Origin of the sequence: Marinobacter sp. RI1, from assembly GCF_041155085.1 — a bacterium.
Taxonomy (GTDB): Bacteria; Pseudomonadota; Gammaproteobacteria; order Pseudomonadales; family Oleiphilaceae; genus Marinobacter; species Marinobacter nauticus.
This window is the reverse complement of the sequence record NZ_AP031605.1, coordinates 3,648,295-3,674,171: the sequence shown is the minus strand read 5'-3', so window position 1 is coordinate 3,674,171 and position 25,877 is coordinate 3,648,295. Positions and strand designations below refer to the sequence as shown.

The following is a 25,877-nucleotide window of genomic DNA, read 5'->3' as shown; positions in this document are numbered from 1 at the left end:
AAAAAAACCGGCTGATTAGCCGGTTTTTTTATTTCGCACAGAATCAGGCGCTTTTCAGAGCCTTGATTTTGGCGTTCAGACGGCTCTTGTGGCGAGCAATCTTGTTCTTGGCGAAGATGCCTTTGTTGACCATGCTGTCCATGATCGGCTGAGCTTCTTTCAGAGCAGCCTGGGCTTCATCGTGGTTGCCGGCCTTGATCTTGGCGTCGACCTTTTTCATGTAGGTGCGTGCCATGGAACGCAGGCTGGCGTTATGCTTGCGGTTTTTCTCGTTCTGACGAGCGCGCTTCTTGGCTTGCGGGGAATTTGCCACCGTAAAACTCCTGAAAATTCGTTGCTATAAAAAAGAAATTTTTACATCGCGGGCGCGCCAAAACCAGCGCGTCGAAATAAATGACGCGGAACTATGCCGCTGAATGCCCGAAATGTCAAGGCCGCCGCACGGTTCGTGCCTCGCCTGCAAAGCCCTGTGATACACTCCGGCATCGCAGCGCTGGGGCTGGCCGGGGGCATTACTCCGCCTTGTGGATTACCGAGATGGCCCGTAGCTTCCACTCAGGATTCTGGACGCCGAAATCATGTCTTCCGAACAACGAAAGCCACCCTCAACAGGGAAGTCAGAACCGCCCAGGGCGCCGGGATTGTTGAGATCGTCTGGCGTGGTCGGGATGATGACCATGCTGTCCCGGGTGTTGGGGCTGGTTCGGGATATGGTGATTGCCCGCTATTTTGGCGCGGGAGCGGGGGCTGACGCGTTTTTCGTGGCATTCAAGATTCCCAACTTCCTCCGGCGTCTGTTTGCCGAAGGTGCGTTTTCTCAGGCTTTTGTGCCGGTGTTGTCATCCTATCGGGAAACGCAGGATATTTCGCAAGTGAAACGCCTGGTAGACGCCGTGGCCGGTTCTCTGGGTTTGGTGCTTCTGGCGGTAACTCTTGTTGCGATGCTCGGCTCGCCGGTGCTGACCGCGGTGTTTGCGCCAGGATTTCTGGGTGACGACGTCAAGTTTGCGCTCACCAGCGAGATGCTGCGCATTACCTTTCCGTATCTGCTGTTGATATCCCTGACCGCCTTTGCGGGTGGCATTCTCAACAGTTATGACCGGTTTGCGGTGCCGGCCTTCACTCCGGTCTTACTGAACCTGGCGATGATTTCGGCGGCCATTTTCCTCACACCGGTGATGGATGAGCCGGTGATGGCCCTGGCCTGGGGTGTGTTCATTGCCGGTGCCTTGCAGCTGTTTTTCCAGTTGCCGTTTCTGATGCGCCTGGGGCTTCTGCCCAGGCCCAGGATTGATTATCGGCACGAAGGGGTAAGCCGTATCCTGAAGCTGATGGCGCCGGCGCTGTTCGGGGTTTCGGTCAGCCAGATCAATCTGTTACTGGATACCGTGCTGGCCTCCTTCCTGCAAACCGGGAGCGTGTCCTGGCTGTACTATTCCGACCGTTTGTCGGAGTTGCCATTGGGGGTGTTCGGTATTGCGATCGCCACGGTGATTCTGCCCAGTCTGTCGCGCAAGCATGCGGCAGCATCTGCGGACCAGTTTGCGGCGACCCTGGACTGGGCTGTGCGGGCCGTTCTGCTGATCGGCGTGCCGGCCGCCCTGGCGTTGGCTTTGCTGGCAGAGCCCTTGATCGCAACTCTGTTCCACTACGGCGAAGTGACCGATCGCGATGTCGCGATGTCAGCACAAAGTCTGCGGGCCTATTCTGCGGGTTTGTTGGCGTTCATGTTGATCAAGGTGCTGGCACCGGGTTTTTTCGCCCGGGAAGATACCAAAACCCCGGTAAAGATTGGTGTGATCGCCATGGTCGCCAATATGGTGTTTAACCTGGCGCTGATCGTGCCGCTGGCGCATGCCGGGCTTGCGCTGGCGACATCGCTTTCTGCCTGGCTCAACGGTTATCTGCTCTGGCGCGGACTTCGCAAGGAAGGCGCCTGGAAAAGCCAGTCGGGCTGGCCGAAGTTCCTGATGCAGCTGGCGGTTGCGAACAGCGCGCTGGCAGCGGTGATCCTCTGGCTGAACGTGCCGGTTGGCCAATGGCTGGCCTTTACTGGCCTGCAGAGGGCTTCGGAAATGACGATTCTGGTTGTGGCTGGGGTTCTCGCCTATTTTGTTGCGCTGGCCCTTGCAGGTGTCCGCGTGCGGCAATTCCGCCAGAAGTAAGGCGTCGTCATTTCTACCACGCCCGCTCCTGGGGTATAATCGCGCGTTTTCTCACCAGTGCGTCGCGCGTTCGCGCCGGCGCGCCGAAAGCCATTGGCAGCATTAGGGTTCGCAGTACATGCGTCTGATTCGAGGCCTGACCAATCTCAAGCGTATCGCGGGAAGTGCGGATTCTCCGCTGGCCGATGGGTGCGTGGCCACTATCGGCAACTTTGACGGCGTTCATCGGGGTCACAAAACCATCATCGATCAGGTCAGAGGCAAGGCTCAGGCACTTAACCTGCCGTCTGTGGTGATGATTTTCGAGCCTCAGCCCCAGGAATTTTTCAAGGGGGCGGAAGCGCCTCCCCGGTTGATGCCGTTTCGCCAGAAATTTGAAGCTCTGCTTGGCGAAGGCGTTGATGTGGTGCTGTGTATCCGCTTTGACGAAACCTTCCGCAGCTATTCCGGCATGGGCTTTATCGAGGATGTGCTGATCCATGGCCTTGGGGTTCGTCACCTGGTGGTGGGCGACGACTTCCGCTTCGGCTGCGACCGGGCCGGCGACTTCAGGCTGTTGCAAAGCGTGGGGCAGGAACGGGGCTTTACAGTTGAGAATACCCGCACCGTTGTCGTGGACGGAGAGCGGGTGAGTAGCACCCGGGTGCGCAACGCCCTGAATGTGAACGGACTTGAGGAAGCCGAGCGACTCTTGGGGCACCCTTACCGGATCCATGGGCGGGTGGTATATGGCCGGCAGCTGGGCCGGCAGATCGGCGCGCCCACCGCCAATATCCTGCTGCATCAGATGCCGGCGCTGAGAGGGGTTTACGTGGTGAGGGCCCGGCTCGATACCGGGGAATGGCGTGATGGCGTGGCGAACATCGGCCTGCGCCCCACGGTAGATGGCAAGCGACCATCGCTGGAAGTGCACCTGTTTGACTTTGCTGGCACACTTTATGGCCAGCACCTGGAAGTCGTGTTCCGCCATGGCCTGCGGGACGAAGTGAAATTCGACTCTGTTGACGAACTTCGGCAACAGATCGCCCGGGATTTTGAGCATGCCCGGGCCTGGTTGGCGGAGAACCCCGCCACCCCGGAAACCTGATTCAACTGACCAACCAAGAGTACGCACACAGACATGAGCGACTACAAGCATACCCTGAATCTGCCGGAAACCGCGTTCCCCATGCGCGGTAACCTGGCCAAGCGCGAGCCGGACATGCTCAAGCACTGGCAGGACCTGAACGTTTACGGCAATCTGCGCAAGCAGCGCCAAGGTCGTGAGAAGTTCATCCTGCACGATGGCCCTCCCTACGCTAACGGCAGCATTCACATCGGGCATGCGGTCAACAAGATCCTGAAAGACATGATCGTGAAATCCCGCAGTTTCATGGGCTACGACGCACCCTACGTGCCGGGCTGGGATTGCCACGGTCTGCCCATCGAGCACAAGGTTGAGCAGGAAATCGGCAAGGCCGGCGTGAAGGTGGACTACAAAACCTTCCGCCAGGCCTGCCGAGACTACGCCACCAAACAGATCGAAGGCCAGAAGGCCGACTTTATCCGCCTGGGCGTGATGGGTGAGTGGGACAAGCCCTATCTGACCATGGATCCGAAAGTGGAGGCGGGCATTGTCCGGGCGTTGGGCAAGATCGTCGCCAAGGGCCACCTGGTGCGGGGCTTCAAGCCGGTTTACTGGAGTGTGGTTGGTCAGTCCGCACTGGCAGAAGCCGAAGTTGAATACCAGGACAAAACTTCAACCCAGATTGACGTGCGCTTCACTGTCGTGGATCAGGACGCCGTACTGAAAACCTTCGGAACCAGCGAAGGTGAGGGCGATGTATCCCTGGTGATCTGGACCACGACTCCCTGGACGATTCCCGCCAACCAGGCGGTGTCCATCGGTGCCGATATTGAATACGCACTGGTACAGTTAGATGTCGGCCACGGCGCTGAGCGAATGATTCTGGCCACGGACATGGTGCAGGGCATCATGGCTCGCTGGGGTGTGGAAGACTACAAAGTGCTGGCCAACGTGGCCGGTTCTGCGCTGGAGAACCAGCTGTTGCAACATCCGGTGTATGACAAGCAGGTGCCGGTGCTGCTGGGTGACCATGTCTCCCTGGATGCCGGTACCGGTGCCGTACACACCGCGCCAGACCATGGTATGGAAGACTTTGAAGTAGGCAAGGCCTACGGCATTGGCACCATCAACCTGGTGAAAGCCGATGGCACCTACACCGAAGCGGCCGGCGAGTTCGCTGGCGTGCACGTATACAAGGCCGATGAGCCGGTATGCGCCGCGCTGGAGCGGGAAGGCAAGCTGGTACGCTCGGAAAAATTCCGCCACAGCTATCCGCACTGCTGGCGCACCAAGACCCCACTGATCTACCGGGCTACGCCCCAGTGGTTCATCAGCATGGACAAGCTCAACCTGCGCGCCGATGCGTTGGAGGCCATCAAAGGCATCCGCTGGGTACCGGCCTGGGGCCAGAACCGTATTGAAGCCATGTTCGAGCAAAGCCCGGACTGGTGTATTTCCCGTCAGCGCACGTGGGGCGTGCCGATCACCCTGTTTATCCATAAGGAGACTCAGGAGCTGCACCCGAACACCCAGGAACTGATCGAGAAAGTCGCCCAGGCGGTGGAAACCGGCGGCATCGATGCCTGGTACGACATTGACCAGAACGAACTGCTGGGTGCTGACGCCGACCAGTACGAAAAAGTGCTGGATACCCTGGACGTCTGGTTTGACTCGGGTGTCACCCATGACTCTGTATTACGGGTACGTGAAGAATTGGGCCAGTTCCCGGCCGATATGTACCTGGAAGGCTCTGACCAGCATCGTGGCTGGTTCCAGTCATCCCTGAAAACCTCCATTGCCATGAATGGCGTGGCGCCGTACAAGCAAGTGCTCACTCACGGTTTCACTGTGGATGCCAAGGGCTACAAGATGTCCAAGTCCCTGGGTAACGTTATCGCCCCACAGGAAGTCATGAACGAGCTGGGTGCAGACATCCTGCGTTTGTGGGTTTCTGCCACCGACTACAGCGGTGAGATGAGCGTTTCCAAGGATATCCTGCGCCAGACTGCAGACGGCTATCGCCGTATCCGCAACACTGCACGCTTCCTGCTGAGCAACCTGACCGGGTTTGATCCGGACCAGCATATGGTCGCGCCGGAAGACATGATTGCCCTGGACCGCTGGATGGTCGACCGCGCCCTGCAGCTCCAGAACGAACTGCACGAAGACTACGGCAACTATGCCTTCCTTCGGATCTACCAGAAGGTGTACAACTTCTGTGAAGCCACCCTGGGTGGCTTCTACCTGGACATCATCAAGGACCGCCAGTACACCACCCAGGCCGACAGCCTGGCGCGACGTTCCTGCCAGACCGCGCTCTATCATGTAGCCGAAGCCCTGGTGCGCTGGATTGCGCCAATCCTGAGCTTCACCGCTGATGAAATCTGGCAGCACCTGCCGGGTAAGCGCGGCGACACCGTGTTCTACGAAACCTGGTACGAGGGCTTGACTGCGCTGCCTGAAGGCTTCGAGTTAGGACGTGACTACTGGCGAGAAATCTACGCTGTGAAAGAAGCGGTCAACAAGTGCCTGGAAGAAGTCCGTGCCCGTGGTGAAATCAAAGGCTCGTTGAGCGCGGAAGTGACTCTGTACTGCGAAGGTAGCCTGGCCGAGCGTCTGAACTATCTTGGTGAAGAGTTGCGCTTTGTGCTGATTACCTCTGAAGCCACCGTTAGGCCGGTGAGCGAAGCGGCCGGCGTAGAGCAAACCAACCTGGAAGGTCTGCTGGTGAAGGTGACCCCGGCGACTCACGCCAAGTGCGAGCGCTGCTGGCACCACCGTGAAGACGTGGGGCAGAACGAGCAGTACAGCGATCTGTGTGGCCGTTGCGTGACCAATGTGGAAGGCCCGGGTGAAACCCGTGCATACGCCTGATGGATGCGGTCATGACTGAAAGCACTGGCAGTAAACTGAAATGGCTGTGGCTGGCGGTGCTGGTCATCGCCATTGACCTGGGCACCAAAGCCATAGCCACGGCTATGCTGACCTACGGTGACCCGGTACCGGTACTGCCCAGTTTCAACCTGACGCTACTGCACAACACTGGCGCGGCATTCAGCTTCCTGGCCGATGCCGCCGGCTGGCAGCGCTGGTTCTTTGTCGCCCTGGCGGTCGTGGTCAGTGTGGTGCTGGTGGGCTGGCTGAGAAAGCTCAAAGCCGATGAAACCTGGACCGCGATTGCCATCGTATTGATCCTCGGTGGCGCCATCGGCAACGTATACGACCGGGTGGTGCATGGTTACGTGGTGGACTTCCTGCATTTCTATTGGCAGGACTGGCATTTCCCGGCCTTCAACCTGGCCGACACCGCCATCACCATTGGTGCTGCCATGATGATCATCGATGCATTCCGCAAACCCGCTGGTGCCAGCGGCGATGCTGACAGGAGCAACTGAATCCCATGAAAGAACTGCCCATCGACAAGGGAACCCGCGTGAAACTGCACTTCGCCCTGAAGTTTGAAGACGGCGAAACTGTGGATACCACCTTCGACAAAGAACCGGCTACCCTGGAAATCGGTGATGAAAACCTGCCGGAAAATTTCGAAGCCTACCTGATGGGCCTGAAAGCCGGCGACCACAAAACCTTTGAAGTGCCGCCGGAAAAAGCCTTCGGCCAGCACAACCCCAGCAATATCCAGACCTTCAAGCGCCACGAATTCAGTGCTGACATGGTTCTGGAGCCGGGTGTGGTGATTTCCTTCGCCGACGCGCGCCAGCAGGAACTGCCCGGTGTGATCAAGCGGGTAGAAGGTGACCAGGTAGATGTGGACTTTAATCACCCGCTGGCAGGGCATACACTGAGCTTTGAAGTTCAGATTATCGACGTTGAACCAGCAGGGCCGACACACTGATTATGCACATTCGACTCGCTAACCCCCGTGGCTTCTGTGCCGGCGTAGACCGTGCCATAGAAATTGTAAACCGCGCGCTGGACGTGTTCGGAGCACCCATCTACGTGCGCCACGAAGTGGTCCACAACAAATTCGTGGTAGACAACCTGCGCAACCGGGGCGCGATCTTTGTCGACGAGTTGGACGAAGTGCCCGACGACAAACTGGTGATCTTCAGTGCCCACGGCGTATCCCAGGCGGTACAGAACGAAGCCGCCCGGCGCGGCCTGAAAGTGTTCGACGCTACCTGCCCGCTGGTCACCAAAGTGCATATGGAAGTGATGCGTTACAGCCGTGATGGCCGCGAGTGCATCCTGATTGGCCACCATGGACACCCGGAAGTGGAAGGTACCATGGGCCAGTACGATCACAGCAACGGCGGCGACATCTATCTGGTGGAAGACGAAGCCGACGTGCAAAAGCTGGAAGTGAAAGACGCCAGCCGTTTGTCCTTCGTTACTCAAACCACGCTGTCCATGGACGATACCGCACGGGTAATCGACGCCCTGCGCGCGAAATTCCCGAAAATCGAAGGCCCCCGCAAAGACGACATCTGCTACGCCACCCAGAATCGGCAGGACGCGGTCAAGCAGTTGGCCGGTGACTGTGATCTGATGCTGGTGGTGGGCTCCCCCAATAGCTCCAACTCCAATCGCCTGCGGGAACTGGCTGAGCGCATGGGCACGCCTGCTTACCTGATTGATGAGGCTGCCCAGATAGAGCCGCAATGGCTTGAGGGCAAGAAGGCCGTAGGAGTCACTGCTGGAGCGTCGGCTCCGGAGGTGCTGGTGGCGGATGTGATCAATCGGCTCAAGGAGCTGGGTGGTGAAGAGCCGGAGGAAGTATCCGGGCGTGAGGAGAATATTGTGTTTTCCATGCCGAAGGAATTGCGGATTGATGCTGTAAATGTGTGACCTGTTTCTTACTTCGGCGTGCTGATTCCCGCTTGTCTGCCAGAAACCGCCACTTGTCGATGACATCTGGCGGTTTTTTTGTGCGCCTTTATTCTATAGAGATGAAAAATTGTTCAGGGAGCTGGCTTATGCGCAGTACTGGAGCGCAGCGAGGATTTACATTGATTGAGTTGTTGGTACTTGTGGCCATTCTGGGAGTCGTTGCCACCATCGCGGTGCCAAGCTTCTCACGTATTATTGAAAGCAATCAGCTGACCACCACCGGTAATGATTTGGTTGGAGCCTTAAACCTGGCAAGATCAGAGGCCGTGCGTATGGGAGCTCCGGTGTCCCTTGTGCCTGCTGGATCTTTCACCGCCGGTTACCGGGTAGTCGATAATGGTGGCTCCATCATCAGCGAGTTTCAGGGGGCCCCCGGTTCCTACAGCATTACCCGAACTCAGGGCGGTAATCCGAGATTTGCGGCAACGGGGCTCCTGCTTGGCGCCACGCCGCCAATATTCGATATTTGTCGGGCGTCTGGCGAAGATGGGGTAAGAATTACAATGACCGGTGGCGGTCAGATCCGTTCTCAACGAATAACCTGTCCATGAGGCTGACCTGATGGCTAAAAATTTTTGTAATCGAAAAGCTCAGCGCGGTTTCACTATGATTGAAGTGTTGATAGCGGTATTGATACTTGCGATCGGGTTGTTGGGCGTCGCCGGTGTGCAACTGGTGTCAATGCAGCAGACCGCCAACTCCACTCTTCGTTCAGAAGCGACCATGTACGCCCAATCTCTGGCTGACAGGGTTCGCTCAAACGGTGGCCTTAACCTCACCGCTACCGAGATTGCTGACCTCAAAAAGCAAGTGAAGGCTGGCTTGGGGCCTGGAGCTGATGTGGCGATCAATCTCAAGTCTGGCGGTGACATTGCCGAGGTCCAGATTACCTGGGTTGAGCGAGATCCGTTTGCTGCGTCAGGTGGAACATCGTCTCAGACACTTACTCTGGATGCGAGGCTGTGATGAGCGGTCATAATTTAGCCCCCAACGCTTTCTCAAAGAAGCAGTCCGGTCTGTCACTGATCGAGCTGATGATTGCCTTGCTGCTTGGTTCCATTCTGACCGTTGCGCTGGTTCAGATTTTTACCTCCAACAGCCAGTCGTTCCGCAGCAATCAGTCGATGGCTCGTTCGGCTGAGTCCGGGCGTATCGCCGTCGATATCCTGGCCCGCGCTATCCGTAATGCCGGTTTTTTTGGTTGTTATCCGATTACCAGCCTGACCAACAATCTGGATAGTACTGACGGAGAATACAGTGCTCTGCTGCATGGATATTCCACCTTTGGAGTGTCAGCCGACAACAGCGAGCGGCCGGCAGGGGCCGTTGCAGGAACGGGTTTTTTTAATGTAACTGGTGTTCGGCGTCCGGGAGACATTGTCCGTTTGGATGCCGATATGACGAATGGCTCCAGTATTCAGCTCAACACGGCTGGCAGCCTTACCGCAGGCGATGTAGTTTTTATCAGTAATTGTGAGGTGGGGGATTTGTTTGAGATCTCTTCGCTGAGTGTATCCGGATCTAACGTCACCATTACTGCTGATGGTAGTGCAGGCTCCAACGGGCACCCTGGTAATGACCTCTCGGGTAATGCGCCGGCTGGGTGCGGTTCCCAGTGCTTGAGTGCGACCTACAGGCGCGGTACGGAACTCTTTCAGGCCTACAGCGAAGGCTATTTCATCGGTAACGCCGCAGGCGGTGGCCTGTCACTCTTCATGAGACAGCAAGACGGATCCACGATAGAGCTGGTAAATGGCGTTGAGGATATGGAGATTCGGTTTGGAGAAGGCACGGCTGCTAATGGTGTTCAGAACTGGCTGGCCGCCGGGGCGGTTTCAGACTGGAACTCGGTGATAGCGGTTGAGGTGAGTCTGCTGGTGGCCTCGGAGGACAACAATGTCCGTGACAGCGCTCAGACCTATTGCTTCCCCGGGTGGGAAGACTGCGTCGCCGACACCAGCAAACGGACAACGGCAGCGGATCGAAGACTGTACCGGGTATACAACTTTACATCTGCCCTGAGGAATCCATTTTGAATCGGGTGATTGTTATGCATAGAGCAGGACAACAGCGAGGTGTTGCGCTACTGATGTCGCTGGTCATTCTATTGGTGCTTAGCCTGCTTGCTCTCTCCGGAATGCAGGGCAGTATCATGCAGGAGCGAATGACGACGGCACAGCGAGACGGAATGCTGGCGCTTGAGGTTGCCGAAACGGCAATGCGAGAGGCGGAGGCGACCCTGGATAATATGTCGGACCTGTCAGATTTTGGCAGCACGACAGGCTTCTTTGACGGTACGGACACCAGTGTGACGGTGCCGTCCCCGTTTTCCGCGGCGACCTGGAACAAGGACGCGTCGGGCGACCCGATAAGTGCGGTGGAGGGCTCTGCGGTAAATGGCGTAACGCCGCTATTCCTTTTTGAATACAAAGGCAAAGTCGTTGTGGATTCCGAAGGACAGTTGCCACGGGATTTCAGTCAGTATGGCTCTGAAGGGCCGGCGGAGTTTGATTACGCACGTATCCTGGTCAGAGCGTCAGGGCCTTCGGGTTCCGGGGTGCGCTTGCTTGAAGGCTTTTACGTATTCCAGCCGAACGGGCTGGCAGGAGGTAATCCGTGAACAAGTTCAATCTCAAATTGGCATTATCGGCCGCTCTCATAGTGCTGCCAGCGTCTGGCTACTCTGCTCGACCGGATTTTGCTCAGCAGCCGTTATTTCTGGGAAGTGCCGTAGCGCCAAATCTGATGTTTATTATTGATGACTCAGGTTCCATGGCTCGCGAGTACATGCCAGATGAGATCGGCGGGTATAACGACATCGATTCGAAGTCCTGGAACAGCTACTACCAGGAAGGGGCCGATGCTGAGTATCGCTTCTACTATTCTTCCCACATCAACAAAATGTGGTATGACCCATCGGTAACTTATTTTCCCCCTTACAAAGAGGATGGAACGGGGCGCTATCCGAATTCTTCGTATACAAATGCGCCCATCAACGGTTACGACGGAAACAGTGCCTCCAGAGATCTGCGGGATACGTTCTCGATTGATGGCTACAACGTTGAAGGCGGGGGGTTTTACTTCACGTTCAACAGTTCCAGCAGTTGTGATGCCAACCCCTATCAGAACGGCTGCTACACGTATGTTTCGGTCAACAACCTGAGCGCGGCGGAAAAGACCAATTTTGCTAATTGGTACTCTTACTATAACACCCGAATTGAATCTTCTCGTGCTGGCATTAGCGAGGCATTTTTTGAGTTGCCGACCAGTTTCCGGTTGGGCTGGGGGCGACTTAACTACGACAATGAGAGCAAGAACACCATTGATGATGCCTCCGGCGTTCGGGCGGTTCAGGAAGGCGTTCGAGAGTACACCAACTCCAGGCGTGAAGACTTCTATGATTGGCTCTACGCGGTTCCCGCCAACGGAAACACCCCACTGAGGCGTGCTCTGGATGGCGCGGGTACCTACTTCGAGAAAAGTAAACGAGCCTGGGCGGATAACCCTGGCGAGTCGGTAAGTTCGACCAATCCGGTGCGGGAATGCCGGTTGGCGTACACCATTCTGATGTCGGATGGCTACTACAATGGTAGCTTGAATCTCAACGCGACCAAGAAAGCCGACGACAAGGATGGCGATACCCTTACCAACAACAGGGGTGACTCTTTCAAATATACGCCGGTGAATCCATTCAAGGATAACAGGGATGACACCACCCTCGCCGACGTGGCTATGGATTACTGGAAACGTGACCTGCGAACCGATATTGTGAACTACGTTCCGACCTCAGAGAAAAATCCTGCGTTCTGGCAACACATGGTGACTTATACCGTGGGGCTTGGCGTGACGGGGTCCATCGACCCGGTTGATGCGTTTAAAGCGATTGAGAACGGCACTTACGTGAACTGGTGGGGTGGAACCAGTAATGAGGACAAGGTAAACGATATGCTTCATGCGGCGGTTAATGCCCGCGGAGGTTTCTTTAGTGCCTCAGATCCTGCAACCTTCGCGAAAGAGTTGAAGGGAACGGTTGGCGAGATCGTCAATGAAGCTGGCTCGTCCACCGCGGTGGAATTCGATGTGTCATCTTTTCAGCAGGGCGCCCTGATTTTCTCAACCCAGTTCGACCCGAATGGTTGGACGGGTGACCTTAAAGCGGCCAAGCTCGGCGGAACCAACTCACCCATCGTACCGGATATCAATGAAGCGGTTAAGCAAGGTAACGGCTGGTCAGCCCGGGATATTCTAGACAACAGGGACCTCAGTGCCGACGACCGTGTGATCATTACCTACGGCAGTGTTGCGGGCGGCTTTCGCTGGGGCAACCTGACTAACGCTCAGAAAAATGATCTGCGGTTCGGCGGTGTTACCGACACCATAGCCCAGCAGCGCCTTGCGTTTATTCGGGGCGATCGTTCACTCGAGGGCACTCCAGGATGGCGCAAGCGGGGTAGCCGGCTGGGGTCAATTGTGAATTCATCCCCCGAGTTTGTCGGTGAGCCCCGGGCGATCTGGCCGGATGCGTTGCCATTTGGAAGTAGTGGCAAGTGGTTCTCTGATTTTGCCAGCAGCAAAAAGTCTCGTACGCCGGTTGTTTATACTGGATCCAACGATGGTATGTTGCATGGCTTTAACGCAAGTGCCAACGGCGGTAATGAGGTGCTGGCATACATACCCGAGTTCGTATACAACGCTTCCGCCAGCAATGCTGGTTTGCATTTCCTGTCGGATCCGGACTATCAGCATCGTTATTACGTGGATCTGGAGATACGACAGCAGGATATCTTTACCAAGGGTAAACAAGCCGATGGTTCTCTGACGGCGGACGAAGACTGGCGGACGATTATTGTTGGCGGTGGTCGTGCCGGGGCAAAAGGAGTCTTTGCGCTGGACGTCACTGATCCCTCGGGATTTTCGGAGGCCAATGCCGAAAAAGTTGTTCTTTGGGAGTTTTCGGGGCAGGACGACGCCCGAATGGGATATGTCACCCAAGCCCCAATCATTGGAATGACCAAGTGGGGAACGGATCTGCGCTGGACTGCGTTCATCTCCAATGGTTACAACTCCAATACCGAAAGCACGGGTTTCTTCATGCTTGATATCGAAGGCGGTATGGACGGTACCTGGGACAGTGCGGATGTGCGTTATGTCGAGTTTGAGGGGGCTGGTGGCGACGGTTTGTCACCGCTGGCGGCATTCGATACCACGGGCGATTATCTGATTGACCGTGTTTATGCCGGTGATCTCGATGGCAATATGTGGGTTGCCAGCGTAGATTCCAGTGGTAACTGGGCATCGGCCTACGGCAACGGCGGGAACCCCCAGGCGCTGTTCACCACTCAAGCCAAGCAGCCCATCACTGCGGCTCCCGTTGCCTCAGCTAATCGCAGGGTTTCCCGTGCAGGCAATGTTCCCAACCTGATGATCTATTTTGCGACCGGCCAGTATCTGGAGACTGCGGACGTTACGTCGGTTGATACCCAGTCTGTCTATGGTGTTTGGGACCGTGGTACATCTGGTCTGACGGTGAGTAGCCTGGAGTCCCGGACGATTACTGAGGGTACGGTGACAGACAGCAACGGCGTTTCGGCGACTGTCCGCTATTCCAATGGGAAAGAGCTGGATTTCTCGACCACGAAAGGCTGGTTTGTTGACCTGCCCATTACCGGTGAAAGAGCGGTTGTCAGCCCGCAGGTTCGTGGTGATTTTGTTTATCTTAACTCGATGATACCGGATGAGAACCCCTGTCTGGGTGGCGGTACTGGTTGGGCGATGGCCTTTGGCCTCGATGGGCGAAACCCGGAAAAGGCGGCCTTCCTGCGCTGGCCGGAGAAAATCATTGGTTACAAGTTGGAGGGTTTGCCGAACCAGTCGACCATTCTGGGCACCTTCCGGTTCACGCCGGGAAGTAATGCCAAGGACCCTGTGGACGTTATGGAGATCCCGCCGCTAAGCGGTGCCGTGACTGATGCCGGGCGCAGAGGCTGGAACGAGTTAATCGACAATTAATCGTTATGGCCCGGACGCACTGGGTGGGGAGTTAGCAACATGAGTAGTCGTAGAAGCATAGCCATTGTCCTCGTTCTGGCGATGTCAAGCACCGGAGTGGTTGCCCAGGGAGTTCCGGGCAGTTTGGAAACGCCAGAGGGCACTCCACGCCAGCATGTGGTGGATTCCATTCATGCTGAAGCGCGCCGGATCGTGATTGATGACACAGAGTACTTTCTGGAGGGGAGTGTGCTGATCAATGGTCAGGAAGTCGCGCCCGCTGCCGTGGTAAATATTCTGCGGGAAGGTCAGCGTGTCACGAACCTGGAATCAGACCGTGATAACGAAGATGGCTACCTTATTTTGCGGGAGGTTAACCTGTTTTGATCAATATCAGAATGACGCACCATCGTGGTTTCTCGCTAATTGAGTTAATGATTGTGGTCGCCATCGTCGGCATCATTGCGGCAATAGCGTACCCTTCTTATTCGAATCACGTAAGAGAAACTCGTAGAACCACGGCTCAGGCGGATCTGGTGGAGTTGGCGCAATGGATGGAGCGTCAGTATTCGGGAGATTTCTCATATCTGGAGGGGGGGAATCAGCCCACCCTGCCATTTACCCAATCCCCCAGAACGGGTACTGCGTTCTACAACCTGAGCTTCAATGGGACTGTTGCCGCTAACACCTATACACTGCAGGCCGTGCCGACCGGAGATCAGACTAATGATACCTGTGGCACGCTCCGCATAACCCAGACCGGTGCGAGATCTTCAACATCAGGGACTGATTGCTGGTAAATTACGAGCATTTCAATGGGCGTCCCTGAGCATCCTCAGGGATGCCATCTCCATCATGATCGTTTGCCAGGCGCGCCCTCCCACCTCTGCTTATAATGATTTGCCCCGCCAAACTTGCATTGCCCGTGTTCGGGCACCAGGTTACGTTGCCGATGTCACTATGGACGAATCCAGAAGGCCTGAACTGGAAATAGCTTCGATGCAGTGAGCGAACCACGATCCGACCTGAACCTCCGGTAGAAACGACTCTTAGAGGGGCTTTGCCGGCGGTTAGCTGCCTTTGATTATCTGGATCGGAAAATGCGTAGATTTCATTGTTCCAATCCCGGGAGCATGCGCCCATCGAGTTCACAGGGCACACCGTAACGATGACTCCTTCCATAACGGCATGTTGTCGTGCAAGGGCAAACAGGCCCAAGAGGTCGTGCAGCGTGCCACGCCTTTCCTGGTTTTGAAGGGCGCTGGTGAGTGACGGCATAGCAAGGCCTGCCAGTAATCCGATCAGTGCAGTGAGGACAAGGAGTTCAATTAGTGAGAACCCTGCTTTTTTCTGGGAATGCATCGATTAACGTCCGTGTTGGTCATATTTGGGGCAGCGTTGCATCCTGCAAGCGCCGAAGTGAGGACTAACTATACTCCAAAGTCACTCCATCCCCAACTTCTTCAACCGGTACCGCAACGCCCGAAAGCTGATCCCCAGTCTCTTGGCCGCCGCCGTTTTATTCCACCGTGTCGCTTCCAGTGCTTTTTCAATGGCCTGTCTCTCGATGCTTTCCAGATAGCCCTCAAGATCGATCTCACCCTCGGGCACCGGAGCTGCTGCAGCATTCGTTTCTGACTCCGTCTCTCTGGTCGCCGAGCCCGAGCCCGCTGGCGCAACACCGCCGCCAAGATGGAGATCTCCGGCATCAATCAGGTCTTCGTCGCACAGGGTAAAAGCGCGTTCCAGAATGTTCTCCAGTTCGCGCACGTTGCCGGGAAACTCGTAGCCTTTGAGTCGCTCGATGGCGGCCGGGGTGAGTCTGGCCGGGTCGCACTCGTATTCCCGCGCTATGCGTTGGAGAATGTGCTCGGCCAGCAGGGGAATATCCTCGGCGCGCTCGCGCAGCGGCGGAACCGCCAGTTCGATAACGTTGATCCGGTAGAACAGATCCTGGCGGAAGTCGCCTTCCTGCACCAGTTCCGGGAGGTTTTTGTGGGTGGCGCTGAGCACCCGGATGTCCACTGGCACTTCTTTGGTATCGCCGACCGGGCGGACGGCTTTCTCCTGGATAGCACGCAGCAGTTTTACCTGCATGGCCAGTGGCAGGTCGGCCACTTCGTCCAGAAATAGGGTGCCACCATCGGCAGAGCGGAACAGGCCCTGCTTGTTCTCGACGGCTCCGGTGAAGCTGCCCTTCTTGTGGCCAAAGAACTCGCTTTCCATCAATTCCGAGGGGATTGCGCCACAGTTCACTGCGATAAAGGGGCCGTCACTTCTGGGGCCTTGCAGGTGAATCATGCGGGCGACCAGCTCCTTGCCGCTGCCGGATTCGCCGCTGATAAACACCGGTGCCTGGCTTCTGGCGAGCTTTTTCGTCTGTGTGCGCAGTTTCCGGATTTGCGGCGAGTCGCCCAGAAGCAGGCCAGGCTCATCGGAATCAGCGGTTCCGCGGGTCTGGGGTTCTGACAGCTTCAGAGCGCTGTTGACCAGTTCCCGCAGGCGGGGCAGCTCCACGGGCTTGGATACGAAGTCAAAAGCGCCGGCTTTGAGCGATTCGATAGCCGTATCCATGCTGCCATAGGCGGTGATCACTGCAACGGGGGTGCAGGGAGTGTGTTGCTGGATCCAGTGAACAAGCTCTATGCCATTGCCGTCGGGCAGGTTCATGTCGGTCAGGCAGAGCTGGGGGTTGTGCTGCTGCAGCAATTCCCTGGCGCTGGCCAGATCGGGGGCAGTGTAGGTGGTAATGCCCATCCGGGTGAGGGTGATTTCCAGTAGATCCCGGATATCCGGCTCGTCGTCAACAATCAGCGCTGTCTGTGTAGTCATTCTGTGTCTTCGGTTCCCTGTTGAATTCAAACGCCCGATGGCCAGCTGGTCAGATCATTCGCCCGGGGTGAGCAAACGTTATGCGGAATCGGCACCCCGGCTGTCCGTCATCGACCAGCGACAGGTGTGCCTGGTTGGCTTCGCATAACTCCCTGGCCAGGTAGAGGCCAAGCCCGGTTCCGCTTTTATCCGTGGTGAAAAAGGGCTCGAATACGGAATGCCGATGCTCGGCACTGATGCCCGGGCCAAAATCCCGAACGTCCACGTAAGCCCGTTTGCCATCGGCCGTGGCGCCCGCAATTAATTGTATCCTGTTTTGCCCGGTCTGCTGTTTGCTGTACCGCAAACCATTGTCGCACAGATTCACCATCACCTGCTCAATCTGGCTCTTGTCGAAACGAGCCTGTGGAATCTGCTCGCTGATATTCAATTCGATCGTGGTGGCCGTTTCCCCATTCACGGTCTGCACGAAATCATCCCGGAACTCGCGAAGCCATTGGCCGACATCTATCAGCTCGGAATTTGCGGTCCGGCGGCGAGAAAGGTCCAGTACATTCTCGATGATGCCATTCACCCGTCGGGAGTGACGGCGAATGATGTCGAGCATGCGAAGATCCCCCTCATCCAGGCTGGGGGATTCTTCCATCAACTGGGCAGCGTGGCTTATGGCGCCGAGAGGATTCCGGATTTCGTGAGCGATGCCAGCCGTTAAGCGTCCGAGTGAGGCCAGCTTCATCTGTTGGGCCTGCTGGGTCACTTTGCTCATGTCTTCAATAAACACCAGAATCTGGTCGCCCCGCTCCTGGTCCAGTTGCGTGAAGTTGGCCTGCAAAAGCGGTGAGGTAGACGACGCCTGAAAGGGTTCAATCCGCATGTTGGGGTTTTTCAGCCAGCTTTCGAGCCCCTGCCTGAGCGGTTTAGGCAGTAGCCTTGCACGGGGCTCCAGATCTTCTCCATCGGCGCTCACACCGAACAGCAGTTCTTCGGCGGCGGCGTTGGCAAGCCGAATCTGGCCGAAACGATCAAGCACCAGGATGCCGGTACGCATGCGCTGGATGATCTGCTGGTTGATCTGTTCCAGTTCCTGAATGCTCCGTGCCCGGCTGCTGGCCAGGGCTTCGCTTCGGATCATCCGTTTTGAAATGCCCTGCAGGACAAAAGCCGCGGCAAAGTAGAGTATGCCCAGAGAACCCGCCCGGACAATGTCGTCGGCGGTTTCATTGATGGCGAGTACCGCCCAGCCGGAGATGCCGAGAGAGCAGATGGCAGCCAGTGCCGCGTAGAAGGTACCTATCCGGCTTGGTGTCAGAATATTGCCCGCCGCCACCGAAATGATAACCAGGTTGGCCAGACCATTAGTGATACCGGTGCTGGCCAGTAACAGTCCATGCATTACCAGTATGTCGATCAGAATGGAGAGCGTGATATGCCGCTGTCTTGGCTGAAAGCCGGCAAGCAGTAGCAGTGCGGTAAAGCCATTGATTGCCAGGTAGGTAACCACGCCCGCCTGGTAGTACTCCAGCCAGCGGAACTTGCTGTCGGTGGTGAATGGATCGAAGAGCAGCAAGCCCAGCAGCATCAGGCTGATGACCACGCGATAATGATTGTAGATCCGGAACAGCCTTCCCTGTTGCTGCTTGGCCGGCGGCCCGAAAGCAGAGCGCTTGCTGTCTTTGTCGGCAGTGTCTTGAGCCATGGAGCGAGTCATCTGTCTGTGTGCGGGAGAAATCTTTGTTGTTGACGGGTTATAATAGCCTTTTAACGGCAAGAAGTTACAGGAGCCAGTCCATGCCGGAAGCCGGTCAAACATCCCAGAGCCAGAACGCCGTCAGAAAACTCCGCGTTGTTATGGCGCAACTGGATTTCCTGGTTGGAGATATTCCGGGCAATACCGATCTGATTCTGGAGGCAACCCAGCGGGCCTGGGCGGAGCATCAGGCCGATATCGTTGTCTTTCCGGAGCTGTGCCTGACCGGTTACCCGCCGGAGGATCTCCTGTTGCGCCCGAGTCTGGACCTTCGCGTGCGCGAAGCACTGGAAAAGCTGCAAAGTGCGGCACTGCCTCCGGCGATGGTCATCGGGGCTCCTATTCGCTCTGGAGGGTTGCTATATAACGCGGCGCTGGTGATTGAAGCCGGTCAGATTCGCGGTCGCTACTTCAAACGCTTCCCGCCGAACTACCAGGTTTTTGACGAAAAGCGCTATTTCGCCGAAGGTTCCGACACGCTGGTGCTCGACATTAAAGGCCAGCCCGTCGGCATTACCGTGTGTGAGGATCTCTGGAAAGATGGCCCTGTGGAAGATGCGGCAGCCGCGGGTGCCCGGCTCATCCTTAATCTCAATGCCTCGCCCTACGATATCGATAAACAGGCCCGTCGCAAGGCTTTGCTGGAACGCAAGTCCCGGGAGAACCGGGTCAGCATCGTCTACGTGAACCTGGTGGGCGGTCAGGATGAGCTGGTGTTTGATGGCGGCTCCATGGTGTTTGATCATTCCGGTGGGCTGTCGGCGGAAGTGCTTCAGTTCGAGGAAGGGCTGTACCCGGTGGACCTCTTGTGCGAACACCACTGCCAGCCGATCTCCCGGCCATTGCCGCCAGAACCGCAGCTGGAAGCCAATGTATACCGCGCCCTGGTGACTGGTGTGCGGGATTACGTCAACAAGAATGGTTTCAGGTCGGTAGTACTTGGCCTGTCCGGCGGCATCGATTCGGCGGTTACACTGGCGGTTGCGGTGGATGCACTGGGCAAGGAGCGTGTGCACGCGGTGATGATGCCGTTCCGGTATACCTCCAGCATCAGCCTGGAAGATGCCGAAGCCGAGGCCACCGCCCTGGGTGTGCAGTATGACGTGTTCTCCATTGAGCCCATGTACGATGCCTTCATGGCGGCGCTGGCAGAACCGTTTGCGGGCACAAAGCCGGATACCACTGAGGAAAACCTTCAGGCTCGTCTGAGGGGGGTGCTGCTCATGTCGCTGTCCAACAAGTTTGGCTCGTTGGTGCTCACGACTGGCAACAAGAGTGAAATGGCGGTTGGCTATTCCACGCTATACGGTGACATGGCCGGTGGCTTTGATGTTCTGAAGGATGTGCCGAAAACCCTGGTGTTCCGGCTGGCGCGCTACCGCAATACCCTGTCACCAGTGATTCCGGAGCGGGTGATTACCCGCCCGCCCTCAGCCGAGCTGGCGCCAGACCAGAAAGATGAGGACAGCTTGCCGGGCTATGACGTGCTGGATCAGATTCTGAACCTATATGTGGAGCGTGATTACAGTGCCGATGCTATCGTCGCGGAAGGGTTTGAGCGCGAGGATGTGGACAGGGTGGTCAGGCTGGTTGATATCAATGAATACAAGCGGCGCCAGGCCCCCATCGGTGTTCGTATTACCGAACGGGGCTTTGGCAAAGACAGGCGCTATCCCATTACCAATGGTTGGAAGAGCGGGAAGTAATCCCGCTCTTACTCATCCCCAATCAGACCGAAGGTCACCACGTTGGTCAATGACCGGTTCTGGCGGCGAAGAAGATCTGATTCGTACTCACCGTTGTCATTGAAGGCGTCGCTGTTCGGGAAGTTTTTTCTCAGCGTGGCAATGGCATCGTTGGCGCCCTTTTTCAGCTCCAGAAAGCGGAAGGTATCCGCCATGATCATCAGAGCCTCTTCCACTGAAGGCGAAGACGGGTAGTTCTCCACTACGTAGCGAGCACGGTTGTTGGCGGCCACGTAGGCTTCACGTTTGATGTAGTAACGGGCAGCGTGCAGTTCCAGTTCGGCCATTCGATTGCGGATGGCGATCATACGCTGGCGGGCGTCCAGAGCGTAGTCACTGTCCGGAAACCGGTTGAGCAACTGTGAGAAATCGCGGAACGCCTGCAATTGCTCGCCGGGATTGCGTGCGGCCGCATCAACAGGGAAATAGCGTGTGGCCAGTCCCAGGTCCAGATTATAGGAGGCGAGCCCTCTCATGTAGAGCGCGTAGTCCAGATGTTCACTCTGCGGATTCAGGCGAATGAAGCGGTCGGCGGCAGCCCGGGAACCTTCAAGGTCGAGGTTCTGGTAACGGGCAAAGATCAGATCGAGCTGGGCCTGTTCGGCATAACGGCCGAATGGATAATAGGTTTCCAGGGCATCCAGGTTCTGTTCGGCTTCGTTGAAGTTGCCCGAGTTCATGGCCTCACGGGCATTCTCGTAATAGGTTTGTTCCGGCAGGACTTCCACCTCCTTCTGGGACGCACAGCCGGCGGCCAGCGCAAAAAGTGTGGAAAGTAGCAGTAATCGAACGACTGATCTCATGCCGGAATCCCGTATAATGTTCAGAACTTGTGGTTGGATTGGTCATTGTAACGGGGAAGGCTGTCTGTGTGCAGTGTTTCCCGATATTGGCACCAGAATCTGACCGAAACGTAACATCGCCGCCTGCCAGGCGGCCGTCTGCGCCAGAAACCAACGGCGAAAACGAGGCTGAATGACTTCCGAAAACCGAATTACCGGCCAATTTACCGTACCGCCGGAGCTCAGCGATAAACGGCTGGACCAGGCGGCGGCGGAACTGATGCCCGAGCATTCCCGCTCCCGCCTGCAGTCCTGGATCAAGAGCGGAGCCCTGACGGTGAATGGAAAATCCCGTAAGCCGCGGGACAAGGTAATGATGGGCGATTCCCTGGCTCTCGATGCTGAGCCGGAAGTGCAGGTGACCTGGGAAGCCGAACCCATCAGCCTGGATATCGTCTACGAAGATGAGCACTTGCTGGTGATTAACAAGCCGGCCGGGTTGGTGGTGCACCCAGCGGCCGGCCATGCTGATGGCACGCTGGTGAACGCCCTGCTGAATTACGCGCCGGAAGTGGAAAACCTGCCGAGGGCAGGTATTGTTCACCGCCTGGACAAGGATACCTCCGGCATCATGGTGGTGGCCCGCAGCCTGATTGCACATACCTCCCTGGTAGACCAGCTGCAAACACGCACGATGGGGCGGGAGTATGAGGCCGTGGTGGTGGGCGCGCTGACCGGTGGTGCAACAGTTGACGCACCTATTGGCCGTCATCCGCAGGATCGTAAACGCATGGCCGTGGTTTCCAGTGGCAAACCGGCGGTCACCCATTACCGTCTGCTGGAGCGTTTTGCCGCGCATACCCTGGTTCGTTGCAAGCTGGAAAGTGGCCGCACCCATCAGATCCGTGTGCACATGGCGCATGTGCGCCACCCGCTGGTTGGTGATCCTGCCTACGGTGGGCGTCTGCGGTTGCCCAAAGGCACTACAGAGGAGCTTCGGGATGTACTGGCTGCGTTCACCCGGCAGGCCCTGCATGCGAGACAGTTGACCCTTGAGCATCCGGAAACGGGTGAGATTCTGAGCTGGGAGGTGCCGCTACCAGAGGATATGGTTCACCTGATCGAAGCTCTGCGCAAACACGCCCGTGAGCTGGAAGAACGTGATTTCTGACAATTACATCCTGAGGCCGAGTTGGTCCGCACCGGGGGCGGTGCAAGCCATGTGCACGACTCGCAAGGGAGGCGTCAGTGAGGCGCCGTGGAGTTCGCTCAACCTCGGGGATCATGTCGGGGATAGCCCTGAATCTGTCGCCGAAAACCGGCAGCGCCTGGCCCGCTTCACGGGGTTAGAGGTGGATCGGATTGGCTGGTTGAATCAGGTGCATGGTACGAGGGTGGTCGAGCTTACACCCGACAACGCCAAGCAGGTTCCGGAAGCAGATGCCAGTTTCACCCGATTTCCCGGCCTTGGTTGTGTCATTCTGACTGCCGACTGCCTGCCCGTGGTGATTGCTGATTCCGATGGAACCGTAGTGGGGGCTGCTCACGCCGGCTGGCGCAGCCTCTGCGGAGGCGTGCTGGAAAACCTGGTCAGTGCGATGGCGGTTGAGCCTGACAAGCTTTCGGCCTGGCTGGGTCCCGCCATTGGCCCCGACAGTTTCGAAGTTGGTCCGGAGGTGCGCGAAGCGTTTGTCCGGCATAGCCCGGTGGCTGAGAACGCCTTTAAAACCAGGGGGGCTCGCCCGGGCCATTTCATGGCCGATATCTACAGCCTGGCAGCCCTGCGCCTGCATCAGGTTGGTGTCTCGGCGGTCGCTGGCGGTAGCCTGTGCACCGTTCAAGATCGGGAATGGTTCTTTTCCTATCGCCGGGATGGTCAAACCGGCCGTATGGCGACCCTGGTCTGGTTAAAATCCTGAACTCCTGATTGCTCTCCCTGATGTGTTAACTGACAGCCGTCAAATTTCTGACGAATTGAGGTCGGCTCAACTTGAACTCCCCCCACTTGCCCCTACATTAAGTTTCAAAGCAATCGGAATATCCGCACCACAGGGTTGATCGGTATTCACTACGAATTTTGGGGATAAGAACACATGAGAATCGACAAGCTCACCAGCAAACTGCAAACCGCGTTGGCGGATGCGCAGTCCATCGCGGTTGGCAAAGACCATAACTTCATCGAGCCCGTGCATCTGATGCAGGCCCTGCTGGACCAGCGGGGAGGCTCCATTAAACCGCTGCTCAAACAAGTGGGGGTCGAGCCCGGCCGGGTACGGCAGGCCGTGGCGAAGGAAATTGAGAACCTGCCGGAAGTGCAGGGCAATGCCGGCGATGTGTCCATGTCGAACGACATGGGTCGACTGTTCAACATTTCCGACAAGCTGGCCCAGAAGCGGGGTGACCAGTTCATATCCAGTGAGCTGGTTCTGCTGGCGGCGGTTGAAGACCGCGGTTCGCTGGGGCGCATTCTGCGAGAGCAAGGCGTTGACAAGGCGGCGCTGGAAAAGGCGATTGACGAAGTGCGTGGGGGAGAGTCGGTGAATGATGCGGGCGCTGAGGAAAACCGTCAGGCGCTTTCAAAGTACACCATTGATCTTACCGAGCGGGCTGAAGCCGGTAAGCTGGACCCGGTAATCGGTCGCGACGACGAAATCCGTCGCACCATTCAGGTGCTGCAACGCCGGCGCAAGAACAACCCCGTGCTGATCGGTGAGCCTGGTGTGGGTAAAACCGCGATTGTTGAGGGGCTGGCCCAGCGTATCGTCAACGGCGAGGTGCCCGATGGCCTGAAGGACAAGAAAGTACTGTCGCTGGACATGGGCGCATTGATTGCCGGCGCCAAGTTCCGGGGTGAGTTTGAGGAGCGCCTGAAGGCAGTGCTTAACGAGCTGTCCAAGCAGGAAGGCCAGATCATCCTGTTCATTGACGAAATCCACACCATGGTGGGGGCTGGTAAAGCCGAAGGGTCCATGGATGCCGGCAATATGCTGAAGCCGGCGCTGGCCCGGGGAGAGTTGCATTGTGTCGGCGCCACCACGCTGAATGAGTACCGGGAGAATATTGAAAAAGATGCAGCACTGGAACGCCGTTTCCAGAAGGTGTTGGTCAGTGAGCCCAGCGAGGAGGATACCATTGCCATCCTGCGTGGGCTGAAAGAGCGTTATGAGGTTCACCATGGGGTTGAGGTAACGGATGGCGCCATCATCGCGGCCGCCAAGCTGTCTCATCGATATATTACCGATCGTCAGTTGCCGGACAAGGCCATTGACCTGGTGGATGAAGCGGCCAGCCAGATCCGTATGGAAATGGACTCCAAGCCTGAGGCTCTGGATCGTCTGGAGCGCCGGCTGATTCAGCTCAAGATTGAGCGGGAAGCCCTGAAAAAGGAAACCGACGCAGCCTCTAAGAAGCGGCTGGAAGAGTTGTCTGCCGTTATCGGCAACGTTGAGCGCGAATACGCCGACCTTGAGGAAGTCTGGAACACTGAAAAGGCGGCTCTGCATGGCTCCCAGAAGATCAAGAGCCAACTGGAGCAGGCCAGGATTGACCTGGAGAATGCCCGCCGTGCAGGGGATCTGGGCAAGATGTCCGAGCTGCAATACGGCAAGATCCCGGAGCTGGAGCGCCAACTGGATATGGCCAGCCAGGCGGAAATGATGGAAATGAAGCTGTTGCGCAACCGGGTCACGGATGAAGAAATTGCGGAAATCGTTTCAAAGTGGACCGGGATTCCGGTATCCAAGATGCTGGAGGGGGAGCGCGACAAGCTGATGCGCATGGAGGAAGCCCTCCACGATCGGGTCATTGGCCAGGATGAGGCCGTGGAAGCGGTATCCAATGCGGTGCGCCGGTCCCGGGCTGGACTGTCGGATCCGAATCGTCCCAATGGTTCTTTCCTGTTCCTTGGGCCGACCGGGGTGGGGAAGACCGAGTTGTGCAAGGCGCTGGCAAACTTCCTGTTCGATACCGAAGAGGCCATGGTTCGCATCGATATGTCGGAATTCATGGAGAAGCACTCGGTCGCCCGTTTGATTGGTGCGCCTCCCGGATATGTGGGGTATGAAGAGGGTGGCTACCTGACCGAGGCCGTGCGTCGCAGGCCCTACTCGGTTCTGCTTCTGGATGAGGTTGAAAAGGCGCACCCGGATGTCTTCAACATCCTGCTTCAGGTGCTGGATGATGGGCGTCTGACCGATGGTCAGGGCCGCACGGTCGACTTCCGCAACACAGTGGTGGTGATGACCTCAAATCTGGGTTCCCACATCATTCAGGAGAAGGCCGGAGAAGAGAACTACGAAGACATGAAGTCGGCGGTGATGGAAGTGGTTGGCACTCATTTCCGGCCGGAGTTCATTAACCGTGTGGATGAAGTAGTGGTGTTCCATCCGCTGGCGGAGTCCCAGATTCAGGGTATTGCCCGCATCCAGATCGAGAATCTGGCTCGTCGCCTGAAGGATCAGGATATGAAACTGGAACTCGGAGACGACGTCATGCAGTTGCTGGCGGAAGTCGGGTACGATCCGGTTTATGGTGCCCGGCCGCTGAAGCGGGCGATTCAGCGCATGATCGAAAATCCGCTGGCGCAAAAGCTGCTGCAGGGTGACTTTGTGCCCGGCGATACCATTCGCGCAACGGTTCAGGAAGACCGTCTGGTGTTCAGTAAGAACGGCTGAGGGCGGGACCTCAGCTGCTGAAAAAGAAAAG

The 25,877-nt window shown here is 57.0% G+C and carries 22 protein-coding genes; 17 read left to right on the top strand and 5 right to left on the bottom strand.

What is annotated here, in order from left to right:
* Nucleotides 1-43: 43 nt before the first annotated feature.
* Nucleotides 44-313, bottom strand: coding sequence for a 30S ribosomal protein S20 (gene rpsT / locus ACAM27_RS16670; RefSeq protein WP_011784377.1), 270 nt, complete (start codon nt 311-313; stop codon nt 44-46).
* 265 nt (nt 314-578) lie between these two features.
* Here rpsT and murJ point away from each other — a divergent pair, with 265 nt between their 5' ends.
* The 13 genes from murJ to ACAM27_RS16605 all read left to right on the top strand — a co-directional run bounded on the left by murJ (nt 579) and on the right by ACAM27_RS16605 (nt 14,867).
* The gene (gene murJ, locus ACAM27_RS16665; RefSeq protein ID WP_081496550.1) at nt 579-2,165 is read left to right on the top strand and encodes a murein biosynthesis integral membrane protein MurJ; all 1,587 of its coding nucleotides are present in this window, start codon (nt 579-581) and stop codon (nt 2,163-2,165) included.
* Between the two features lie 118 nt (nt 2,166-2,283).
* Complete coding sequence (ribF, locus tag ACAM27_RS16660) at nt 2,284-3,252, top strand: bifunctional riboflavin kinase/FAD synthetase (protein WP_011784379.1); 969 nt, start codon at nt 2,284-2,286, stop codon at nt 3,250-3,252.
* Nucleotides 3,253-3,285: 33 nt separating this feature from the next.
* A complete protein-coding gene (gene ileS, locus ACAM27_RS16655) occupies nt 3,286-6,105 on the top strand; it encodes an isoleucine--tRNA ligase (protein ID WP_222534808.1) in 2,820 nt (939 codons plus the stop codon).
* Nucleotides 6,105-6,626, top strand: a complete 522-nt coding sequence (lspA, locus tag ACAM27_RS16650; protein WP_011784381.1) for a signal peptidase II — start codon at nt 6,105-6,107, stop codon at nt 6,624-6,626. Before ileS ends, lspA begins: the two co-directional genes overlap by 1 nt.
* 5 nt (nt 6,627-6,631) lie before the next feature.
* Entirely contained in the window at nt 6,632-7,084 is a 453-nt protein-coding gene (gene fkpB, locus ACAM27_RS16645) for an FKBP-type peptidyl-prolyl cis-trans isomerase (protein ID WP_153741450.1), read from the top strand.
* A 2-nt stretch (nt 7,085-7,086) separates the two neighbouring features.
* On the top strand, nt 7,087-8,037 hold the full coding sequence (gene ispH / locus ACAM27_RS16640; protein WP_222534809.1) for a 4-hydroxy-3-methylbut-2-enyl diphosphate reductase: 951 nt from the start codon (nt 7,087-7,089) through the stop codon (nt 8,035-8,037).
* A 59-nt stretch (nt 8,038-8,096) separates the two neighbouring features.
* A complete protein-coding gene (locus tag ACAM27_RS16635) occupies nt 8,097-8,630 on the top strand; it encodes a GspH/FimT family pseudopilin (protein ID WP_369612888.1) in 534 nt (177 codons plus the stop codon).
* Nucleotides 8,631-8,640: 10 nt separating this feature from the next.
* Nucleotides 8,641-9,045 carry a type IV pilus modification protein PilV gene (pilV, locus tag ACAM27_RS16630; RefSeq protein ID WP_222534811.1) on the top strand — a complete coding sequence of 135 codons (405 nt, stop codon included), beginning with the start codon at nt 8,641-8,643 and terminating at the stop codon, nt 9,043-9,045.
* Nucleotides 9,045-10,115, top strand: coding sequence for a PilW family protein (locus ACAM27_RS16625; protein WP_222534812.1), 1,071 nt, complete (start codon nt 9,045-9,047; stop codon nt 10,113-10,115). The genes pilV and ACAM27_RS16625 overlap by 1 nt, the downstream gene beginning before the upstream one ends.
* 14 nt (nt 10,116-10,129) lie before the next feature.
* Nucleotides 10,130-10,699, top strand: coding sequence for a PilX N-terminal domain-containing pilus assembly protein (locus tag ACAM27_RS16620; RefSeq protein ID WP_222534813.1), 570 nt, complete (start codon nt 10,130-10,132; stop codon nt 10,697-10,699).
* On the top strand, nt 10,696-14,088 hold the full coding sequence (locus ACAM27_RS16615) for a pilus assembly protein (RefSeq protein ID WP_369612333.1): 3,393 nt from the start codon (nt 10,696-10,698) through the stop codon (nt 14,086-14,088). Before ACAM27_RS16620 ends, ACAM27_RS16615 begins: the two co-directional genes overlap by 4 nt.
* A gap of 39 nt (nt 14,089-14,127) precedes the next feature.
* Nucleotides 14,128-14,454 carry a hypothetical protein gene (locus ACAM27_RS16610; protein WP_369612332.1) on the top strand — a complete coding sequence of 109 codons (327 nt, stop codon included), beginning with the start codon at nt 14,128-14,130 and terminating at the stop codon, nt 14,452-14,454.
* A complete protein-coding gene (locus tag ACAM27_RS16605; protein ID WP_369612331.1) occupies nt 14,451-14,867 on the top strand; it encodes a type IV pilin protein in 417 nt (138 codons plus the stop codon). The genes ACAM27_RS16610 and ACAM27_RS16605 overlap by 4 nt, the downstream gene beginning before the upstream one ends.
* A 1-nt stretch (nt 14,868) precedes the next feature.
* On the opposite strand, the gene ACAM27_RS16600 is transcribed toward ACAM27_RS16605, so the two are convergent.
* The 3 genes from ACAM27_RS16600 to ACAM27_RS16590 all read right to left on the bottom strand — a co-directional run bounded on the left by ACAM27_RS16600 (nt 14,869) and on the right by ACAM27_RS16590 (nt 18,595).
* Nucleotides 14,869-15,345 (bottom strand): GspH/FimT family protein, encoded by a 477-nt coding sequence (locus ACAM27_RS16600; protein ID WP_369612887.1) that lies wholly within the window; start codon nt 15,343-15,345, stop codon nt 14,869-14,871.
* Between the two features lie 165 nt (nt 15,346-15,510).
* Nucleotides 15,511-16,899, bottom strand: coding sequence for a sigma-54-dependent transcriptional regulator (locus ACAM27_RS16595; RefSeq protein WP_369612330.1), 1,389 nt, complete (start codon nt 16,897-16,899; stop codon nt 15,511-15,513).
* Nucleotides 16,900-16,948: 49 nt separating this feature from the next.
* Nucleotides 16,949-18,595: a PAS domain-containing sensor histidine kinase gene (locus ACAM27_RS16590; RefSeq protein ID WP_023009262.1), complete on the bottom strand. Its 1,647-nt coding sequence runs from the start codon at nt 18,593-18,595 to the stop codon at nt 16,949-16,951.
* 92 nt (nt 18,596-18,687) lie between these two features.
* On the opposite strand from ACAM27_RS16590, the gene ACAM27_RS16585 reads away from it, so the two are divergent.
* Nucleotides 18,688-20,352, top strand: a complete 1,665-nt coding sequence (locus ACAM27_RS16585; RefSeq protein WP_369612329.1) for an NAD+ synthase — start codon at nt 18,688-18,690, stop codon at nt 20,350-20,352.
* An 8-nt stretch (nt 20,353-20,360) separates the two neighbouring features.
* Here ACAM27_RS16585 and ACAM27_RS16580 read toward each other — a convergent pair whose 3' ends face one another.
* Nucleotides 20,361-21,194, bottom strand: coding sequence for an outer membrane protein assembly factor BamD (locus tag ACAM27_RS16580; protein WP_369612328.1), 834 nt, complete (start codon nt 21,192-21,194; stop codon nt 20,361-20,363).
* Between the two features lie 172 nt (nt 21,195-21,366).
* On the opposite strand from ACAM27_RS16580, the gene rluD reads away from it, so the two are divergent.
* The 3 genes from rluD (at nt 21,367) to clpB (ending at nt 25,846) form a co-directional block, all read left to right on the top strand.
* Entirely contained in the window at nt 21,367-22,344 is a 978-nt protein-coding gene (gene rluD, locus ACAM27_RS16575) for a 23S rRNA pseudouridine(1911/1915/1917) synthase RluD (RefSeq protein ID WP_014420609.1), read from the top strand.
* 49 nt (nt 22,345-22,393) lie between these two features.
* Nucleotides 22,394-23,092: a peptidoglycan editing factor PgeF gene (gene pgeF / locus ACAM27_RS16570; protein ID WP_374730292.1), complete on the top strand. Its 699-nt coding sequence runs from the start codon at nt 22,394-22,396 to the stop codon at nt 23,090-23,092.
* A gap of 174 nt (nt 23,093-23,266) precedes the next feature.
* Complete coding sequence (gene clpB, locus ACAM27_RS16565; RefSeq protein WP_369612327.1) at nt 23,267-25,846, top strand: ATP-dependent chaperone ClpB; 2,580 nt, start codon at nt 23,267-23,269, stop codon at nt 25,844-25,846.
* Nucleotides 25,847-25,877: the final 31 nt, after the last annotated feature.

Excerpts from the sequence above, each read along its gene's own strand:
- clpB (WP_369612327.1), top strand. The coding sequence starts at position 23,267 with ATGAGAATCGACAAGCTCACCAGCAAACTGCAAACCGCGTTGGCGGAT.
- pilV (WP_222534811.1), top strand. The coding sequence starts at position 8,641 with ATGGCTAAAAATTTTTGTAATCGAAAAGCTCAGCGCGGTTTCACTATG.
- ACAM27_RS16585 (WP_369612329.1), top strand. The coding sequence starts at position 18,688 with ATGCCGGAAGCCGGTCAAACATCCCAGAGCCAGAACGCCGTCAGAAAA.
- ACAM27_RS16600 (WP_369612887.1), bottom strand. The coding sequence starts at position 15,345 with ATGCCGTCACTCACCAGCGCCCTTCAAAACCAGGAAAGGCGTGGCACG.
- ACAM27_RS16635 (WP_369612888.1), top strand. The coding sequence starts at position 8,097 with ATGACATCTGGCGGTTTTTTTGTGCGCCTTTATTCTATAGAGATGAAA.
- ACAM27_RS16590 (WP_023009262.1), bottom strand. The coding sequence starts at position 18,595 with ATGGCTCAAGACACTGCCGACAAAGACAGCAAGCGCTCTGCTTTCGGG.
- murJ (WP_081496550.1), top strand. The coding sequence starts at position 579 with ATGTCTTCCGAACAACGAAAGCCACCCTCAACAGGGAAGTCAGAACCG.
- rluD (WP_014420609.1), top strand. The coding sequence starts at position 21,367 with ATGACTTCCGAAAACCGAATTACCGGCCAATTTACCGTACCGCCGGAG.
- pgeF (WP_374730292.1), top strand. The coding sequence starts at position 22,394 with ATGTGCACGACTCGCAAGGGAGGCGTCAGTGAGGCGCCGTGGAGTTCG.
- ACAM27_RS16620 (WP_222534813.1), top strand. The coding sequence starts at position 10,130 with ATGCATAGAGCAGGACAACAGCGAGGTGTTGCGCTACTGATGTCGCTG.
- ACAM27_RS16595 (WP_369612330.1), bottom strand. The coding sequence starts at position 16,899 with ATGACTACACAGACAGCGCTGATTGTTGACGACGAGCCGGATATCCGG.
- ACAM27_RS16610 (WP_369612332.1), top strand. The coding sequence starts at position 14,128 with ATGAGTAGTCGTAGAAGCATAGCCATTGTCCTCGTTCTGGCGATGTCA.
- ribF (WP_011784379.1), top strand. The coding sequence starts at position 2,284 with ATGCGTCTGATTCGAGGCCTGACCAATCTCAAGCGTATCGCGGGAAGT.
- fkpB (WP_153741450.1), top strand. The coding sequence starts at position 6,632 with ATGAAAGAACTGCCCATCGACAAGGGAACCCGCGTGAAACTGCACTTC.
- lspA (WP_011784381.1), top strand. The coding sequence starts at position 6,105 with ATGGATGCGGTCATGACTGAAAGCACTGGCAGTAAACTGAAATGGCTG.
- ACAM27_RS16580 (WP_369612328.1), bottom strand. The coding sequence starts at position 21,194 with ATGAGATCAGTCGTTCGATTACTGCTACTTTCCACACTTTTTGCGCTG.
- ACAM27_RS16625 (WP_222534812.1), top strand. The coding sequence starts at position 9,045 with ATGAGCGGTCATAATTTAGCCCCCAACGCTTTCTCAAAGAAGCAGTCC.
- ileS (WP_222534808.1), top strand. The coding sequence starts at position 3,286 with ATGAGCGACTACAAGCATACCCTGAATCTGCCGGAAACCGCGTTCCCC.
- ispH (WP_222534809.1), top strand. The coding sequence starts at position 7,087 with ATGCACATTCGACTCGCTAACCCCCGTGGCTTCTGTGCCGGCGTAGAC.